Here is a 16,328-nt window from a genome sequence, read left to right as displayed (position 1 = left end):
ACCCCGATGGTCCGCAGGCGTCGACAACCCCCGCGTGTCTTCTTCCCTTGGGAGAGGCGCGGCGGTGTGCTCGGAGCTCTCGGGAGATCGCGCCTTCGGCTCGCGGTGGGCGTCGTGGTGTTCGTCGCGCTCGCCTTGGGCCTCCGCTCGCGCGAAGAGCACGCAGCGAGCGTTCGCGCGACCCGGGCGTCGATCACGAACGCCACGCGACAGGTGTCGAGCTACCGCGCCGACCACGGCGGGAAGTGCCCGGATTTGCTGGCCGATTTGGTGCGCCAGGGGTACGCGAGGGAGGTCCCGGTCGACGCGTGGGGGCGGCCTCTCCGCCTCGCGTGCCCGGGGCGACGCGATCCTAGGGGCTTCGACGTGTCGAGCGACGGCCCCGACGGAGTTCCTGGTGGGCTCGATCGCGTGGAGTGAGGAAGGAACGAGCCGCGACGCGGTTCTCAACGAAGTGGATAGGCAAGGAGAAGAGATGATGGGTACTCGAGGCAATCGGTTCGGTGGTGGTCGTCCTCTGGGGCTCGCGGGGCTGCGCAGGCTCGCGAAGAGCCGTGGCGTCACGCTCATCGAGATCCTGATCGTGCTCGCGATCGTCGGTCTCATCGCCGGTGGTATCGCCGTCTTCGCCATCCCGAAGTTCAAGGACGCGCAGATCCAGACGACCAAACAGAGCGCGCAGCAGCTCCACACGATCGCCGAGGGTTGGCACGCGACCCACACGCAGGAGTGCCCGACCGCCGAGCTTCTCAAGAAGGAGAAGGAGATCGCCACCACGTCGAACATCAACGACGCGTGGGGCAAGCCCTTCAAGATCGAGTGCCTCGACGACGGCGACATCGTCGTGACGAGCTTCGGACCCGACGGAAAAGAGAACACGGCCGACGACATTCGTGTCCCCGAGGCTGCGAAGAACTGATCATGAGCTGCCGCCGCGCGCACGACCCGGTCCGGAAGGGAGCCCCCTGGGGGCGCTCTCCGGCCCTTCGCGCGCGCCGCGTCGTTCGTGGCATGACGCTCATCGAGATCCTCATCGTGATGGCGATCATCGCCGTCGTCCTGGGTGGGGTGCTCGCGGGCTCGGGGCAGCTCGCCTCGTCGCGGATGCGTCACACCGGCACGACGCTCGCGGGCGCCATTCGTGTAGGATACACGCACGCGACGGCCTCCGCGAAGAGCGTTCGCCTCGTGATGGATCTCGACGAGCAGACCATCTGGCTCGAAGAGGCCGACAAGCCGATGCTCGTCCAGTCGAAGGACACGTCCCCCGCGGGCGGGGCCGAGGCGGCGACGGTGGTCGAGCAGCAGGCGGCCGCCGACACGGAGCGTATCGTCAAAGGGCCGGTCGTCCCGAAGCCGGCGTTCAAGGCCATCGAGCCGCTCGGCGTCGCGACCTCCGCCAAGAAGAAGGGGCCGAAGCCGCTCGACCGAGGCATCGCGTTCCGTATGGTGCAGACCTCCCACGACGCGGAGCCACGCACACAAGGGCGGGCGTACCTCTACTTCTGGCCGGGGGGGCAGACCGAGCGCGCCGTGATCCAGCTCTTCCCGTGCGGTGTGAAGGCCCCCGAGGATCGGGCACGCTGCGTGCGCGACGGCGCCGATACGATCACGGTCGAGGTGTCTCCGCTCACGGGCAAGGTCACCGTGAAGGACGGCGCCGTCGATCTCCCGAAGGCTCCGGGCTCCGACGAGGAGGCCTCCGAGCGCCAAGACACCGGGAGCTCCCCATGAGGCGTAACCTCTCGAATCGAAGGGGGTTTTCGCTCCTCGAAGTCATGGTGGCGGTGGCCATCTTGGGGCTCCTCCTCAGCGTCATCCTCTCGGCGCAGGGCGGGCTCGCGGCGAGCAACCGGAGCGCGGCGAACATGGGAATGGCCGCCGATCTCGGGCGCTGCAAGATGACCGAGATCGAGGAGAAGCTCCTCCGGGACGGCTACCCCGAGATCGACGCCATCGACACCGACGTATCGTGCTGCGTGGACGCCGATCGCGAGGGGTACTCGTGCACGACACGCGTCGAGAAGGTGGAGCTCCCGCAGCCTCCGCAGAATACGCTCGACGACGGCGGCGGCCTCCTCTCGAGCGCGGGGGGAGGGGACGGTGGCGCGCTCTCTCTCCTCCAGAACCCCGCGGGCACGGGCGAGCTCAACCTCGATGGCGGTGTCCAGATGCTGCAGCAGCAGCTCGGGCCCGGCGCCGCGCAGGGCATGCTGAGCACCGTCATGGCGATGGTGTACCCGAGCCTGAAGCTCTCCATGGAGGCGTCGATCCGGCGCGTCACGGTGAGCGTGAAGTGGAAGGAGGGGCCCCGAGAGAAGACCCTCGAGCTCACGCAGTTCGTCACGAACCCTCAGCGCGGTGGCCTCGGGTTCGGGGTAGACGCCGGGGCCGTGCCGCCGACGGGCGCGGGCGGCACGACCACCGCCCCCGGGCTGAAGGGCGACTCGACGAAGGCGGGGTTCCCATGAAGGCTCGTCACGCGGCGCGCGGCATGACGCTGCTCGAGATCCTCGTCTCGCTCGGGATCCTCGGCATGATCTCGATCCTCATCTACGGGGCCTTCGATTCGATGGCCCGCGGGAAGCGTGGCGAGTCCATGAGAGTCGACCGTGCCCGCCAAGGCCGGGAGGCCGTCGACAGGATCGCTCGTGAGGTCCAGAGCGCGTACCTCTCCCTTCATCAGCCCCAGAACCTGTCGCTCGTTACCCGGACGACGGCGTTCGTGGGCCAGTCCAGCCGAGACTTCGATCGCCTCGATTTTGCGGCCTTCGCGCATCGTCGGATCGACAAGGACGCGAAGGAGTCCGATCAGTGCGAGGTCGGGTTCTTCGTCGTGAAGGACCCGAACGTCCCGGACAAGCTCGATCTCGTACGACGCGAGCAGTCGCCCATCGACATGGACCCGCTTCGCGGCGGCGTCGTGAACCTTCTCGCCGAGAACGTCGAGTCCTTCGACATTCGCTACCTCGATCCGATGACCGGGCAGTGGGTCGAGACGTGGGACACGACCCAGCTCTCCGGGCAACCGGGCCGGCTCCCGCTCGCGGTGCGCATCGAGCTCAAGATGAAGGAGGTCAAGAACGACCCGCCCTACGTCTACACCACCAAGGTGATGATCCCGACCCGCTCACCTCTCACCTTCGGGATGCCGCAATGAGCGCCCGCGCCGACACCTCGCAGCGCGTTCGCGCCGCTCTCCGCAAGAAGCGCGCGCGCGCCCGCGCAGCCGATCGGGGGATCGCGCTCGTCATGGTGCTGGGCGCCATCGCGGTGCTCACCGTCATGCTCGCCGAGTTCCAAGACGAGACGAGCGCCGAGGCCGCCAGCGCCACCGCCGAGCGCGACGCGGTCCAAGCCGAGTACGTGGCACGGAGCGCAGTCAACCTGTCGCGCCTCCTCATCGCGACCGAGCCGACCATCCGCGGCGCGGTCGCGCCTCTCTTCATGCTGATGAAGAAGACCCCACCTCAGCTCCCGGTGTGGGAGTTCTCGGATCGGCTCCTCGGGGCCTTCAACGACGACACGGGCAGCGAGGATTTCAGCGCCACGATCGGGGTCGACACGAAGACCGGCAAGAACCTCGGGATCAAGGACGGGCGCTTCGAGCTGTCGATCGTCGACGAGGACGCGAAGATCAACACGAACCTCGGCGCGGCGAACGAGATCGCGCACATTCGCCTGGCCCAGGAGCTCATGGGGCTCATGGCCCCGCCCCAGTACAACACCCTCTTCGAGCAGAAAGACGGGACCGGCACCTTCCACGACCGGCTCTCGATCTGCGCGGCCATCATCGACTGGGGCGATCAAGACGAGCAGCTCTTCAACTGCGACATGTCGAAGCTCACGGGCGCCTCGAGCTCGGGCGTCGAGGACGCGTACTACCAGCTCCTCTCGCGGCCCTACCGCCGCAAGAACGCGCCGTACGACTCGCTCGACGAGCTGCACATGGTCCGCGGCGTCGGCGAGGACTACTGGGCGACCTTCGTCGACCCCGATCCGACCAACCCGAAGAAGCGCCCGGTGACGGTGTGGGGCACGGGCCGCGTCAACGTGAACACCGCGAACGCGCAGACCTTGCTCGGCGTCGTGTGCGCCGGCGCTCCCCAAGCCGACATCTGCCTCGACACGACGCAAGCGCAGACGTTCCTCATGGGGGTCACGATGGCGCGAGGCCTCACGATGGGCGCGCCGCTCTTCGGTTCGCCCCAAGATTTCGTCCAGACGATGACCGGCAAGGGCCAGCTCGGGCCCGTGCTCGCGGGGTTCGGCATGAAGCCCGTCGCGTTCAAGAGCGAGAGCGAGTTCCAGAAGTCGATCGCGACCGAGAGCAAGGTCTTCTCGATCTATGCGGTCGGCGTGAAGAAGAGCGGGCAGAAGCGCGAGACCCGCGTGGCGATCCACGCCGTGGTCGACTTTCAGAAGACCCCCTCGCTCTCGCAGGCGGGGTTGGGCGGGCTCCCTGGAGCCGTGCCGAGCGCGGTCTCTCCTACGGGGGCGACCCTGCCTCCCACCGCGCAGACGGGCACCTTGGGCGCCCAGGCCGTCGCCGCGCAGCACGCAGCCTATCCGCAAATGCCCGTAACTGCTGGGCAAGTTGTGTACTATCGAATCGACTGAGCCGGAGCCAAGATGAGCGTCTACGTAGGCATCGACATCGAAGCGAGCACCGTGAAGGTGGCGGCGATCCGCGCGTCGTACCGCAAGACCACCCTCGTGGGCTTCGGTGCTCGGGAGGTCCCCGAGGGGGCGACCGACGCGCAGCGCGCCGAGCTCGTGAAAGAGGCCGTTCGTGCCGTGCTCGGCGAGAAGGGCGGTCTCGGGGACGCGCTCGCCATCGCCGCCGAGGGGGCGAAGTCCGCGGTCGTCACCGTCGATCTCCCCGCGAACGCGCAGAAGGCGATCGGCGACGTGCTCCCGTTCGAGCTCGAGCCGGTGATCCCTTTCGACATGAGCGAGGCGGTGTTCGACTACCGCATGCTCGCGGCGCCGGTGAGCGGCGAGAAGGGCGTGACGTTCCCCGTGCTCGCCGCCGTGGCCCGCACCGCCGACGTCCGCGCTCGCATCGACTTCGTGAAGGCGGCGCTCGGGAGCGAGCCCGAGCGGGTGGGGGTCGGCGCTTTCCCGCTCGCGAACCTCGTCTCGGTGACCCCCACGCTCGCCGGAGAGGCGCCCATCCTGCTCCTCGATCTCGGCCCGCGCTCGACCGACCTCGTCGTTCTCGAGAAGGGCGAGCCCGTGTTCGCGCGGACCCTCTCGTACGGCACGCAGGGCCTCCCGCAGACGGCGCCCAAGATGGCGCGGGAGGTTCGAGCGTCGCTCTTGGCTCACCGGGCCGCCGGCGGCAAGGCACCGACACGAACGTTCCTCTCGGGCGCTCCCGTGGGTGGTGCGGATGTCTTCTTCTCGGGCGAGCTCGGCCTCCCGATCGAGCGGCTCCCCGCGTCGACCCTCGAGCCGGAGGTCCCGAACCACCCGGAGGCCGCGGACCCGGCGAAGTACGCGAAGGCGCTCGGCCTCGCCATCGGCCTCGGACCGAAGCCGATGGGCCTGAACCTCCGCAAGGGGCCGCTCGCGTACGAGCGCGGCTTCGCGTGGGTGAAGGAGAAGGTGCCGCTCCTCGCGGGCCTCGGGGCGGCGATCTTCGTGACGTCGATCCTCTCCGTGAGCGCCGACCTCTACTCGATTTCTCGTGAACGAAAGGCGCTCGAGGGCGCGCTCGGGGTGGTCACCAAGGACGTCTTGGGCGAGAGCACCGAGAGCGCCGAGCGCGCCCAGGAGCTGCTCGGAAAGCTGACGACCGTGGCCGACGAGGATCCGATGCCCCACGCCGACGCCTTCGACGTGATGCTGAAGCTCGCGGAGAACATCCCACAGAGCATGGTCCACGACATCGAGGAGCTCGACGTTCAGAAGGGGCACGTGATCGTGCACGGCGTGGTGGGCTCGATCCCCGACGCCCAGGGCATCATGACCGCGCTCAAGAACGAGCATTGTTTCTCGGACGTGAAGATTTCGCGCACGAACCAGGTCGTCGGTGGCGAGCGCCAAAAGTACGTCATGGAGTTCGACCTGAAGTGCCCCGAGGACCAGAAGTCCGTAGCCGGGAAGAAGCCGTCGGGGGCGTCGTCGGCGTCCCCCGCGGGCAGCGCGAGCGCCGGAGGTGGCAAATGAACTTCTTCGAAGGGACCCGCCTCAGCCCGCGGGATCAGCGCTCGGCGACGATCGGTCTCGTGGTGCTGGGCGTGCTCTTGGTCTTGGGGTTGCCCATCGGGCTCTCCGTGCTCGCGGGCGGAAAGAAGGCCGAGGTCGAGGCGCTGCGGACGGCCCTCTCCGACGTGCAGGGCGCCCGCGCGAAGGTGCGCGATCGCAAGTCCCGCGAGGACGCGGTGGCGTCCCGGTATGCCAAACGCGCGCCCGCGCTGGCCGGCTTCTTGGAGCAGTCGGCGCGCTCGCAGAAGCTCGAGGTGAGCGACTCGGTCGATCGCGCCGAGGTGCCTCACGGGAAGCGCTACTCCGAACGCAACACCGTGATTCACTTCAAGAAAGCGGGCATGCGCCCGATCGTGAAATTCATCGAGGGGCTCGAGCAGGGCGGGCAGGCCGTGACGGTCTCGCGCCTGAACGTGCGCAAGCGCAGCGGTGAGCCCGACTCGTACGACGTGGAGCTCGGCGTCTCGGCGTTCGACAGGAACGAGGCCCCCAAGGCGGCGGCGCCGGACAAGAAGGACGGCAAGTGAAAGAGCGGCTCAAGACGATCGGGAAGAAGGTCGGGTACTTCGCCTTCTTCTTCTTCGCGTTCCTCGTGTCGGTGACGTGGACGTTCCCCTACGACAAGCTGAAGGAGCGGCTCGTCTCGTCGTTCAACGCGCAGCAGCGGGCCTCGAGCTCTCAGCAAGAGCTGCACGTGGACGAGCTCGACTCGTCGTTCCTCACCGGCGTCAAGGCGACCGGCGTGCGGCTCGCGATGCCGCCCCTCGAACCCGGCAAGCCGCCTGTCGAGCTCAAGCTCGACGAGGTGCGCGCGCGGGTCTCGGTCCTCTCGCTGCTCGTGGGCAACAAGGACGTCACGTTCAAGATCAAGGGCTTCGACGGCACGATCGAGGGGGAGTTCGTCGAGAAGTCCAAGGAGCGCCTCATCAAGGTGGAGCTCGACGGGGTCGACGTCGGCAAGATCGAGATGCTCTCTCAGGCGCTCGGCGTCCCGATGGAAGGGCGCCTCTTCGGTCAGGTCGACCTCCGGCTCCCCGAAGGCAAGGCCTCGAAGGGCTCCGGTACCGTCAACCTCGAGATCCGCGACCTCGCGGTGGGCGACGGAAAGGCGAAAATCAAAGGGCTGCTCGAGCTCCCGAAGCTCACCGTCGGCGCGCTCAAGTTCGACGCCGAGGCCAAAGAAGGCATCCTCAAGGTGAGCAAGCTCGCTGCTGGCGGCAAGGACGTGGAGCTGTCCGGAGAGGGGCGGATCCAGATGCGCGAGCTCGCGAACGATTCGAACCTGGACATGTCCGTCAAGTTCAAGGTGAACGACGGGTACCGCGGGAAGAACGACAAGACCAAGAGCCTCTTCGGCGCGCCGGGCTCGTCGATCCCGCCCCTGTTCGAGCTCGATCCGACGGTGAAGCGGGCGAAGACGCCCGACGGTCTCTATGCGTTTCAAGTGCGGGGTCAGCTCGGAAAGCCTCAATTTTTGCCGGCGGCGGGCATCTCGAGCCCCGCGATGGCCGCCCCGAAAGGTCTCGGACAATGACGTCGCCTTCGCTCCGCCGTCTCGTGGGTGTCGTGCACCTCCCAGCGCTGCCGGGGAGCCCCTGCAGCGAGCTCGGCCTCGACGCGATCGTGGAGGGAGCCGTCCAGGGGGCCAAGGTGCTCGCCGAAGCGGGCTACGACCTCTGCATGATCGAGAACTACGGGGACGTGCCCTTTCACCGGGGCGCCGTCCCAGCCATCACCGTCGCGACCATGGCGATCGTCGCGCGCGAGGTCGCTCGTGCGACGTCGATCCCGCTCGGCGTCAACGTCCTCCGCAACGACGGCCTCTCGGCCCTCGCCATCGCGCACGCGGTGGGCGCGAAGGCCGTGCGCGTGAACGTGCTCTCGGGCGCGCGTGTGACCGACCAAGGCGTGGTCGAGGGCGATGCGGCGGTGCTCCTCCGTGAGCGCGCGTCGCTGGGGGCGAAACGTGTGGAGGTGTGGGCAGACGTGGACGTCAAACACTCGTCGCCGCTTGGTCCTCAAGCGCCGATCGAGCACGAGACGGCCGATCTCGTCGTTCGTGCGCTCGCCGACGCCGTGCTCGTCACCGGCGAAGGCACCGGCCACGCGGTCGACGGCGAGAAGCTCGCGCGCGTTCGCGCTGCGGTGGAGGCCTCGGGGCGGAAGGTTCCGGTGATCGTCGCGAGCGGGGCGACGATCGCCGCGCTCCCCGCGCTCGCCGCTCACGCTCACGGCGTGGTGGTGGGCAGCGCGCTCCGCGCGAACGGCAAGGCGGGTGGCCCCATCGATCCGCGTGCCGCCGCCGCCTTCGCCGATGCATTCCGTATGGCATTCGCTTCGGTGTGAGGGATAGCTAGGGAGGCGTTCGAGCGGCCTCGCGTGACCTCGGAAGGGCGCGCGTCGGTCGGTTCGGCGCTCGCGCGCGGTGACTCAGACGCGACCCGAAAACCGCAGGGCGGCCAGCGCGGCCGCCGCGGCGAGCACGAGGACGACGAGGACGAGCGCGATCTTCGCGCCGGCGCCCCGTTTCGGTGCCGGCGCGGTGGCCAACTGGCTCGGAGTCGATGGATCGGCGGCCGGGCTGGGCGCAAGCGCGCGGCTCGGGTCGGCGCCGACGAGGGGCGCCGAAGGGCCGAGCATCGGACCGACGGTGAGGGGACCTCCGAACGCTCCCCCGGACGGCGGTGGCGGAAGGGTGCCTGTCGGCCCGAAACCCGAGCTCAGCACGTCCGAGATCGATTGCGCGATGTTCGCGGCCGGGGGCCGGCTCGACAGCGCGGGCGGGGGAGGGGGCGCCGTGCTCGGGACCGCGAAATCCGGGACTCCGAACCCCTCGATCGCGGGCGGCGCCTTCGGTGCGTTCCCGCGGCCGAAATCGAGGTCGCGAGGATCGTCCGGGAGCTCGTCGACGGAGAAGCGGTAGTTGATCTGGGTCGCCTCGTCCGCCTCGTCGACGGAGAGCGCGACGTATCCACCGGAGGCCGTGGCGTGGAGCACGGGCGCGCGGCTCCCTGCGCGAGCGTCGAGCGTGACCATCGCGTCTCGCGCGGCGGCGTAGCGCGCCTGCGAACGCTCCCGCATGAAAGGCGCCGCGAACGCCGCGACGTCGGCCGGCGACGCGGGGACTCCGAGCGCGGCGATCGTCTCGACGAGGGCCCTCTCCAGGTCCTGCGCCGTGGCGAAGCGGAGATCGCGGTTCGGCTCGAGGGCACGGGCCACCACCGACCTCACCGGCTCGGGGACCGTCGCCGGCAGCTCGGCGGGCTTCTGCCCCTTGACGAGGCGTTGGAGCGCGGCGATTTCGCTCCCGCCGTCGTACGGGCCTTTCCCCGCGAAAATCTCGAACAGCATGGCGCCGAGAGCCCACACGTCGACGCGCCGGTCCACGGCCTTCCCGAGGGCTTGCTCGGGCGCCATGTACCGCACCTTGCCCTTGAGATTTCCGGCACGCGTCTCTTCCGCGAGGCGCTCCCGGGCCTTCGCGATGCCGAAGTCGATCAACGCCGCAGAGCCCACGTTTCGCACGAGCACGTTCTGGGGCGACACGTCCCTGTGGACGACGTTCAGCAGGGCTCCGTCCCGCCCGCGGAGCTCGTGGGCGGCGTGAAGCCCCGAGGCCGCGTCGGCGATGAGCCGCAGCGCGATGCCCACCGGAATGGGCGTCCCTGCTTTTTTCGCCGTCTCCGAGAGCCTCGCGATCGACTCGCCGTCGATGTACTCCATCACGAGGTACGGGGTGTGGTTCGCCTCGCCGGCGTCGAGGATGCGGGCGACGTTCGGGTGGGAAATGCCCGAGGCGATGTTCGCTTCGTCGACGAACATCTGTTGGAACTGCTCGTCCGAGGCGTACTGCGGGAGCAGCATCTTCACGACGACCAAGCGACCGTTCGCGAGCGTCGCGCGCGCGAGCCAGACCACGGCCATCCCACCTTGCGCGATCGGGCACAAAAGCTCGTAGCCATCGAGCTTCGTTCCCGCTTGGGGCGTCTGCGGTGACAGTCGGTCCACCAAAGCCAGTATCGCGCGCTTTTTTCGGGCCGTGCGACAAATCGGTGGGACCGAAGGCCCGCGGGGCCTCCCGAGGTCGGGGCCGAGGGCGTGGGGCGTCGAAATCGGCCAGTTCCGCGGAAAATTGGGGCGTTCGCGGAAATGGAACGGCGGAGGTCGAACGACCGTCTCCATTCTGGCGCGGGTGCATTACTCTCGGGGTGTGTCGGACGAATCGCCGAAGCCCATCGTCGCGTTGCGGGTCGTGCGCCCCTACGACAGCGAGGACCAGTTCCTTCGGGAAGAGGCCTTCGCCCTTACGCGGACGTCGCTCGTCCTCGTCGGCGCGAACCCTCGCCCCGAAGGCGTGATCTTGCGGTTCGAGCTCGTGCTCCGGAGCGGCGCCATTCTCCTGCGCGGCGAGGGACGTGTGCTCGGGCACGGCCCCACCGAGCTCGGTGAGCCAGGGCTCACCTTGAAGTTCACGCGCCTCGACCCGCGCTCGAAGGCGCTGGTCGATCGCGCCGCGGCAGCCAAGGTCGCCGAGGCTCCCGCGCCCAGCGAGACACCTCCGATCGTGCGGTCGGCTCCGGCGGCGCTCCCGGAGGAGGTCCCCGCGTACGCGCGCGCTACCGTGCCGAACTTGAAGGCGGTGCGCATTCCCGTGAAGGAGCCGGTCGACGAGGGGCCCGAGGTGCTTCGCGCCGAGGTCGTCGGTCCGGAGCCCAGCGAGCCGGAGATCGAGGTCGGTCCCCCGAGCGTCGCCCCGGTGGACCGAACCAGTGTGCCGGTCCCGCCCCCACCCCCTACCTCGTCGGCGATCGTGGCCTCGGAGCGTGATGCGGCCCTCGAGCGGCTCCGCGCCCGCCTTCGTGGGCGTGCGTGAGCGGACGACGGCGCTCGTCCTCTACCCGTGGTCGCGATCGCGGAACCGGTAGACCTGCGCGGGCTTCGACGCCGTCAGGCGCTTGCCCCGCGCCTGCTCTAGAATGCCGTCGTCGATCATGCGCAAGAATCGCTTTCGGAAGTTTCCCGGGTCGATCGCGGCGCCGCGAATGACCTCATGGACGGCGCGGAGCTGTTGGATGGTGAACGTCTCCGGGACCAGCTCGAACGCGAGGTGAGAGCGATCGAGGTCGGCCCGGATACGGTCGATGGCGCACGAGACGATGCCGTCGTGGTCGAACGCGAGTCCGTGCGCCGAGCCAGGAACGACGGACTGCCACCGAACCTTGTGAACGTCGCCGCCGGGCCGCACGAGGGGCGCGAGCGTCGGGCGGACGAGCGCGAAGTAGGCCACGCTGACGACCCGCATGCGGGGATCCCGACCCGGCGCCCCGAACGTGCGGAGCTGCTCGAGGAAGACCGAGCCCTCGGGTAGGCCCGTCTCTTCGTGGAGCTCGCGCGCCGCGGCCTCGTCCAGCCCCTCTCCCTGGTCGGTGCGGGAGGGCCCGACTCTCAGGAAGCCTCCGGGCAGGGCCCACTTGCCCTTGAAGGGGTGCTCGTTGCGGAGCACCGTGAGGAGGCGAAGATCGCAGTCCTCGATGGTGAGAATGACGAGGTCGACGGCCACGGACGGGCGAGGGAAGTCCGCGGGCCGGTAGTCGTCGAGGAACGCCGCTTCGTCGTCTGGCAGTTTGGTTCTGCGGTCCGCCATGCGCGCCTCACCCTAGTTCAGCGCGGGCCGTTCGCGAGCCCTTTCGACGGAGCGCCGAGCCCTGCCGCGGCTCACGGGCCGAAGAATCCACCCCGTCCGCCGCCCGGGGAGGCCATGGAGGCGGCGAGCGTGGCCTGGCTCACCATGCGGAAGAGCGCGCGCAACGACGTCGGGGTGGCGTGCTCGCAGACGGCGACGGACGAGGCCGGAAATCCCATTTGTTTCGCTACGTTACGGAAGTCCACGTCGGTCCCTACCCCGACGAACGCGGCTTGCCACGCCTCCGTGGCGAGAGCCTTGCGGAGCAGATCGCGGCAGTCCGAGGCGGTTCGGCGCGAGCCCGCGTCCTCGCCGTCCGTCACGACGATGACGATGCTCTCCGTCGGAGCTCCGGCCGCGCGGAGGCGGTCGGCGTAGGCGACGTTGGCGGTGAGCGCGTCGCAGAAGGTGTCGTAGAGGCGTGTGCAGCCGACGGGGGTGTAGGTCGATCGATCGAGGCGCGTGGCGTCGTCGACCGGGACGTAGGCGTGGACGACGCGGGCCTCGTCGTTGAAGGTCCAGAGCGCGACCAACATCCCTTCTTTCTCGCGGGCGTTCGAGAAGGCCGCGAGCAGCTCGCCGTATCCGTGCACGACGGCGTCCGTGAGACCGCGGGACGCGATGCTGCTCGAGGCGTCGACGAGGATCGTGACGAGGGTGACCTCCGACGCCGTGAGGTCTTCGGCGTCGACCCCCGCGGCGCCGGCGATCACGATCTCGTCCAAGTGTCCGCCGATGACGGAGGTGGAGAACGCGGTGAAAGACGATGAGCTCATGGGCACTCCCTTCGGTTCAAATGACGATGGCATCCTTGGTGGTCACGATGTGCATCCCGGCGCGCTCGAGCTCGGCGAACGCCCGCTCGGCGACCCGGGGGAAATCGAGCTCCGGAGGGAGCGGCGACATGGAGGGCGCCGGCACGGGGCTCATCGCGTCCTCGAGCACGTAGATCTTGTCGACGAGCTCCGGGTCGGTCCGCTCGAGGTGGGCCTGCATGTCGCGGAGGGTCGAGAGGACGCAGTGGCTCTTCGCCTGACCGAAGACGTACACGCGGTCGTATTCCATGAGCATCTTGAAGAAGGCCGCGTTGAACGTGCCGACCGGGCGCCCGCCGAGCTCGAGCACCTCGGGGGACAGCACCGAGTAGTTCTCCGTGAGAGCGTGCGTGCCCTTCGTCTCGAAGTGGGTCTGCTGCTGCCTCGCGACGGCGTGGAAGATCGCCGCCTCCATGAGCGCCGGGACGAGCGCGTGCGAGAGGCCTCCGAGGAGGGTGTGGTAGGGCCAAATCGTGAGCACGTACTTGCCCTGCGCGGCGAGCCGCTTCGTGTACTCGAGCGACTCGGCGGGGTGGGCGACGGGGCGCAGGGCCCCGGAGCGTACGTCGTCGTAGGTGACGACCGAGAACGGCTCGGGGTGCGTGCCGTCCTCTCGGAGCCACCACGAGGGGTGGAAGATCTGGAAGATCCGATGGGTGTCGAGCGAGAAGTGGAGGCCGGTGATGCGGTCCATGTTCCCGTACAAAAAGGCGAGGATCCTGCGTGTGTCCTCGACGGCTCCGGGGACGAAGAGGCTCGCGCCGGGGGTGCAGAACCCGACCTGGCAGTCGATGCCGAAGGCCGCGATGCGCTTCGTGTCTTTGGACGACGGGGTGATGCGATGGGTGCGTGCGAAGCTCGTGGCTTCGTTCGCGACGAGCGCGGCGCGCTCCATGTAGAGCTCGGGGACGGACTTCGGGTCGTAGAACGAGGGCAGGGGAAGCATCGATGGCTCCTTTGTGGGTCAGGGTGTGAGAACGAGACGAACGATACGCTCGCCCGAGGCCACGAGGACGTCTCCCGTGGAGGTCGCGTGGAGCTCGGCCAAGGCGGGGAGGTGCGGGGCGGCTTCGGGGATGTCCCGGAGGTGCGAGAAGGCCCCGCGGGACGCCCCGTAGAGTACGAGGCCGCCGTCGGCCGGCACGAGGAGGCGACCTGCAGAGAGCGCCCCTTGCTCGGCTCTGGCGAGGGGCGAGGGCGCGTCCATGGGGACGGTCGTGGTGGCGCAGAGGTGCCCGAGGTCGTCGACGAGGTCCAAGTGCATGACGTCGCGCGTCCCGTCGTCGGTGAGCTCCCCGAGCAGCGCGTGACGGTCGTCGAACAGCGCGAAGGTGCGGCGGGTCTTGCCCGTACGGGCGGCGAGGCGCACTTGGCGGAGCGGACCCCGCGCCGCGCTCGCGACGAACGCGAAGCGGGTCGAGCCGACGCGGTAGGTCGCGAGCACGAGGCCTCGCCCCGCGAAGAGGGTCGTGAGCCCATCGAGCACGGCGCCGGCGCGTGTCCCCGCACGGAGGCGCTCGACGATGCCCTCCCGGACACGCAGGATCTCGCCGTTCGTGCTCGCGAGCGCCGCGCGGCCTCGCTTCGGTGTCGCGATCTCGTGGGCCTTGCCGGTCCCGTGGTCGAAGGAGATGGCGCGGTCGTCCGACACGACGAGCGTCGTGTGCGGCTCGAGGTCGAATCGCAGGCCCGCGTCCTCCGGGAAGTATGGCGCAAGATCGACCGTGGCCCCCGACTCGCGCGACAATCGCCGACCGTCGAGGGTCGCGAAGAGCGCCGCTCTACCCTCGGCGCGCACCGCGACGAACGGTGACGCGCGCTCGGCGATCGTCTCGGCGCGGAGACCCGACGAGGGCGCCCTCGCGGGCACGAGCCGAATCGGGGCGATCCCACAGGTCGGACACGCCTTGTGCGCGTGCTCGATGCCGCAGGTCGGGCAGCGACGGAAGCGCCTCCCGAGCGCGAGCCGCGCGGGGAGGGGCGAGACCACCCCGCGCGCGAAGGTCTCTTCGAAGTAGGCGCGGAGCTCGTCGTCGAGGACCGACGGGCGAGAGGCGACCTTCGGGAGCACGACGTCATCCGAGAAGACGGACACACGCGCGGCGGCGCGGGCGCGGAGGGTCGTGTACGTCGGATGGACCCCTCCGTAGGGGTGGACGTGGAGCAAGCTCTCGAAGAGGAGCACCGCGAGCGCAAAGTGATCGGTCTCTTCCGTGAAACATCCCCCTTTGGCGAGGTCCCGCCCATAGAGCGCCGGGTGCACCGTACGGAGGTGACCGACGACGCACGGGAAGCCGGGAAGCTCCATGGAGTCGGCGTCGATGAGGTGAGGCGAGAGCGCTCCCGGACGGCGCGTGACGAGCAGATTGCCCGCGTTGAGATCGCCGAACCTGAGCCCCCTCGCGTGGAGAGCGGCGAGGACCCGACCGACGTGCTCGAAGAGGCCCGTGACCGCGTCGGCGTCGATGTGCTCTCGAGCACGGAACCCGCGCTCGGCGAGCCTGCCCACGTCGAAGGCTCCGTCCACGCGGCGCATGACGTACCCGACGACCTCGCCGCGGTTCGGATCGCGAACGAGCCCGAGGGGCGCGAGGACCTCCGGCGGGAGCCCCGCAGGGAACGCCTCGAGCTTCTTGGCACGCCCCGCGAGCTGCGCGGGGTTCGAGAAGACCTTGATGGCCGCGTCGGGGCCGTACCGAAATACTCGCCCCTCGCCCCCTTCGCCGAGGAGGTCCGCGTCGTCCAGCGTGACGGTGCGTCCGTCGACGGCGACGCGAGTCACGACGCGCCCTCCTCGCGCCGGGCCGGGACGAGCGAGATGGCGGCGACGTCGTCCCGCACGGGGCCACGGTCGGTGAGCTGCCCGAGCGCACGCGCGAGCCAAGCGGGGGTCTTCGCGCCCTTCGCGCGGTCGACGAGAGACACGAGGGCGAGAGGGTCGGACGCGAGCGGGAGGAGCCCGTCGGTCGCGAGGAGGAGCGAGGTCGCCGCGTGGGTCCTTGCGTCGACGATCACACGGGTCCGGTCCTCTCGGGAGGCCTCGTCGGTCGAGAGCTCGTAGGCGACGTAGGACGGGGAGTTCCCCGGCCCCGGGTCGAGGACGTGGAGCGTGCCGTCGTGGACCACGAGGCCGTCCCCGCGCCCGACGACCACGACACGCTCGTCCGTGACGACGGCACAGACGAAGGAGAAGAGCAGGAGGTCGTGCACGATCGCGGCGCGCCGACGTGGGTCGCCGGTGATGCCCGTCGCGATGGCGCCGAGATAGGTGACGAGCCCACGCTCGAGCGTCAGCGCGCCCTCCTCTCCGGTGCGGGAGCCCGCGAGGTAGGTGGGCGCGTTTTCGGCGAGCCAGGCGGCGCCGAGCCGCGCACCCACCTCGGAGTGGCGCGCCGAACCGCATCCGTCGGTCACGGCGAGCCCGAGCCCGACCTGCGAGACGGCGACGGCCGCTCCGTCTTGCCCGTCACGATGGAGGCGACGGTGATCGCGCCCCTGCGCGACGGCTCGGCTGATGGCGAAGCGCTCCTCAAGAGTCATATGTTACTAGATAGAGTCAATTTGACTCTTGTCAAGGCGCAAGGGTGGATGGTCGCTCCTCGGGCCTTCGCGTGTGC

General features: G+C 69.2%; 17 protein-coding genes. 11 read left to right on the top strand and 6 right to left on the bottom strand.

The genetic code is table 11. The features are described 5' to 3' along the window. Window positions 1–6: 6 nt before the first annotated feature. From IPK71_23850 to IPK71_23805, 10 genes are read left to right on the top strand one after another with little or no spacing between them, the layout of a single operon-like run. Entirely contained in the window at window positions 7–420 is a 414-nt protein-coding gene (locus IPK71_23850) for a type II secretion system protein GspG (GenBank protein ID MBK8216773.1), read from the top strand. Between the two features lie 55 nt (window positions 421–475). After that, the gene (locus tag IPK71_23845) at window positions 476–919 is read left to right on the top strand and encodes a type II secretion system protein (protein MBK8216772.1); all 444 of its coding nucleotides are present in this window, start codon (window positions 476–478) and stop codon (window positions 917–919) included. A gap of 2 nt (window positions 920–921) precedes the next feature. Continuing rightward, window positions 922–1,734, top strand: coding sequence for a prepilin-type N-terminal cleavage/methylation domain-containing protein (locus IPK71_23840; protein MBK8216771.1), 813 nt, complete (start codon window positions 922–924; stop codon window positions 1,732–1,734). A 44-nt stretch (window positions 1,735–1,778) separates the two neighbouring features. After that, window positions 1,779–2,471 carry a general secretion pathway protein GspI gene (locus IPK71_23835; GenBank protein MBK8216770.1) on the top strand — a complete coding sequence of 231 codons (693 nt, stop codon included), beginning with the start codon at window positions 1,779–1,781 and terminating at the stop codon, window positions 2,469–2,471. A 23-nt stretch (window positions 2,472–2,494) separates the two neighbouring features. Next, the gene (locus tag IPK71_23830) at window positions 2,495–3,160 is read left to right on the top strand and encodes a general secretion pathway protein GspJ (GenBank protein ID MBK8216769.1); all 666 of its coding nucleotides are present in this window, start codon (window positions 2,495–2,497) and stop codon (window positions 3,158–3,160) included. Next, the gene (locus IPK71_23825) at window positions 3,157–4,620 is read left to right on the top strand and encodes a general secretion pathway protein GspK (GenBank protein ID MBK8216768.1); all 1,464 of its coding nucleotides are present in this window, start codon (window positions 3,157–3,159) and stop codon (window positions 4,618–4,620) included. Before IPK71_23830 ends, IPK71_23825 begins: the two co-directional genes overlap by 4 nt. A 12-nt stretch (window positions 4,621–4,632) precedes the next feature. Continuing rightward, on the top strand, window positions 4,633–6,174 hold the full coding sequence (gene pilM / locus IPK71_23820) for a pilus assembly protein PilM (GenBank protein MBK8216767.1): 1,542 nt from the start codon (window positions 4,633–4,635) through the stop codon (window positions 6,172–6,174). Then, complete coding sequence (locus IPK71_23815; protein MBK8216766.1) at window positions 6,171–6,740, top strand: type II secretion system protein M; 570 nt, start codon at window positions 6,171–6,173, stop codon at window positions 6,738–6,740. The genes pilM and IPK71_23815 overlap by 4 nt, the downstream gene beginning before the upstream one ends. Next, a complete protein-coding gene (gspN, locus tag IPK71_23810; GenBank protein MBK8216765.1) occupies window positions 6,737–7,747 on the top strand; it encodes a type II secretion system protein GspN in 1,011 nt (336 codons plus the stop codon). Before IPK71_23815 ends, gspN begins: the two co-directional genes overlap by 4 nt. Continuing rightward, on the top strand, window positions 7,744–8,559 hold the full coding sequence (locus IPK71_23805) for a BtpA/SgcQ family protein (GenBank protein ID MBK8216764.1): 816 nt from the start codon (window positions 7,744–7,746) through the stop codon (window positions 8,557–8,559). Before gspN ends, IPK71_23805 begins: the two co-directional genes overlap by 4 nt. An 84-nt stretch (window positions 8,560–8,643) precedes the next feature. Here IPK71_23805 and IPK71_23800 read toward each other — a convergent pair whose 3' ends face one another. Beyond that, complete coding sequence (locus IPK71_23800; protein ID MBK8216763.1) at window positions 8,644–10,221, bottom strand: serine/threonine protein kinase; 1,578 nt, start codon at window positions 10,219–10,221, stop codon at window positions 8,644–8,646. A 202-nt stretch (window positions 10,222–10,423) separates the two neighbouring features. Here IPK71_23800 and IPK71_23795 point away from each other — a divergent pair, with 202 nt between their 5' ends. After that, complete coding sequence (locus tag IPK71_23795; protein MBK8216762.1) at window positions 10,424–11,086, top strand: hypothetical protein; 663 nt, start codon at window positions 10,424–10,426, stop codon at window positions 11,084–11,086. 21 nt (window positions 11,087–11,107) lie between these two features. On the opposite strand, the gene IPK71_23790 is transcribed toward IPK71_23795, so the two are convergent. The 5 genes from IPK71_23790 to IPK71_23770 all read right to left on the bottom strand — a co-directional run bounded on the left by IPK71_23790 (window position 11,108) and on the right by IPK71_23770 (window position 16,251). Beyond that, a complete protein-coding gene (locus IPK71_23790) occupies window positions 11,108–11,857 on the bottom strand; it encodes an NUDIX hydrolase (protein MBK8216761.1) in 750 nt (249 codons plus the stop codon). Between the two features lie 71 nt (window positions 11,858–11,928). Continuing rightward, window positions 11,929–12,672 carry a VWA domain-containing protein gene (locus tag IPK71_23785; GenBank protein ID MBK8216760.1) on the bottom strand — a complete coding sequence of 248 codons (744 nt, stop codon included), beginning with the start codon at window positions 12,670–12,672 and terminating at the stop codon, window positions 11,929–11,931. A gap of 16 nt (window positions 12,673–12,688) precedes the next feature. After that, window positions 12,689–13,657 (bottom strand): nicotinamidase, encoded by a 969-nt coding sequence (locus IPK71_23780; protein ID MBK8216759.1) that lies wholly within the window; start codon window positions 13,655–13,657, stop codon window positions 12,689–12,691. Between the two features lie 18 nt (window positions 13,658–13,675). Beyond that, complete coding sequence (locus IPK71_23775) at window positions 13,676–15,493, bottom strand: hypothetical protein (protein ID MBK8216758.1); 1,818 nt, start codon at window positions 15,491–15,493, stop codon at window positions 13,676–13,678. Further along, window positions 15,490–16,251 carry a protein phosphatase 2C domain-containing protein gene (locus tag IPK71_23770; GenBank protein ID MBK8216757.1) on the bottom strand — a complete coding sequence of 254 codons (762 nt, stop codon included), beginning with the start codon at window positions 16,249–16,251 and terminating at the stop codon, window positions 15,490–15,492. The genes IPK71_23775 and IPK71_23770 overlap by 4 nt, the downstream gene beginning before the upstream one ends. Window positions 16,252–16,328 lie beyond the last annotated feature (77 nt).

Source organism: Myxococcales bacterium (genome assembly GCA_016712525.1).
In the GTDB taxonomy this organism is placed as follows: domain Bacteria; phylum Myxococcota_A; class Polyangia; order Polyangiales; family Polyangiaceae; genus JAAFHV01.
Note: the sequence above shows the minus strand (reverse complement) of the source record. Positions and strands in the feature narration are given on the sequence as shown.

Bases quoted from the DNA above. Each gene is read 5' to 3' on its own strand.
- IPK71_23830 (MBK8216769.1), top strand. From the start codon at position 2,495: ATGACGCTGCTCGAGATCCTCGTCTCGCTCGGGATCCTCGGCATGATC.
- IPK71_23770 (MBK8216757.1), bottom strand. From the start codon at position 16,251: ATGACTCTTGAGGAGCGCTTCGCCATCAGCCGAGCCGTCGCGCAGGGG.
- IPK71_23835 (MBK8216770.1), top strand. From the start codon at position 1,779: ATGGTGGCGGTGGCCATCTTGGGGCTCCTCCTCAGCGTCATCCTCTCG.
- IPK71_23780 (MBK8216759.1), bottom strand. From the start codon at position 13,657: ATGCTTCCCCTGCCCTCGTTCTACGACCCGAAGTCCGTCCCCGAGCTC.
- IPK71_23785 (MBK8216760.1), bottom strand. From the start codon at position 12,672: ATGAGCTCATCGTCTTTCACCGCGTTCTCCACCTCCGTCATCGGCGGA.
- pilM (MBK8216767.1), top strand. From the start codon at position 4,633: ATGAGCGTCTACGTAGGCATCGACATCGAAGCGAGCACCGTGAAGGTG.
- IPK71_23840 (MBK8216771.1), top strand. From the start codon at position 922: ATGAGCTGCCGCCGCGCGCACGACCCGGTCCGGAAGGGAGCCCCCTGG.
- IPK71_23825 (MBK8216768.1), top strand. From the start codon at position 3,157: ATGAGCGCCCGCGCCGACACCTCGCAGCGCGTTCGCGCCGCTCTCCGC.
- IPK71_23850 (MBK8216773.1), top strand. From the start codon at position 7: ATGGTCCGCAGGCGTCGACAACCCCCGCGTGTCTTCTTCCCTTGGGAG.
- IPK71_23815 (MBK8216766.1), top strand. From the start codon at position 6,171: ATGAACTTCTTCGAAGGGACCCGCCTCAGCCCGCGGGATCAGCGCTCG.
- IPK71_23790 (MBK8216761.1), bottom strand. From the start codon at position 11,857: ATGGCGGACCGCAGAACCAAACTGCCAGACGACGAAGCGGCGTTCCTC.
- IPK71_23845 (MBK8216772.1), top strand. From the start codon at position 476: ATGATGGGTACTCGAGGCAATCGGTTCGGTGGTGGTCGTCCTCTGGGG.
- IPK71_23805 (MBK8216764.1), top strand. From the start codon at position 7,744: ATGACGTCGCCTTCGCTCCGCCGTCTCGTGGGTGTCGTGCACCTCCCA.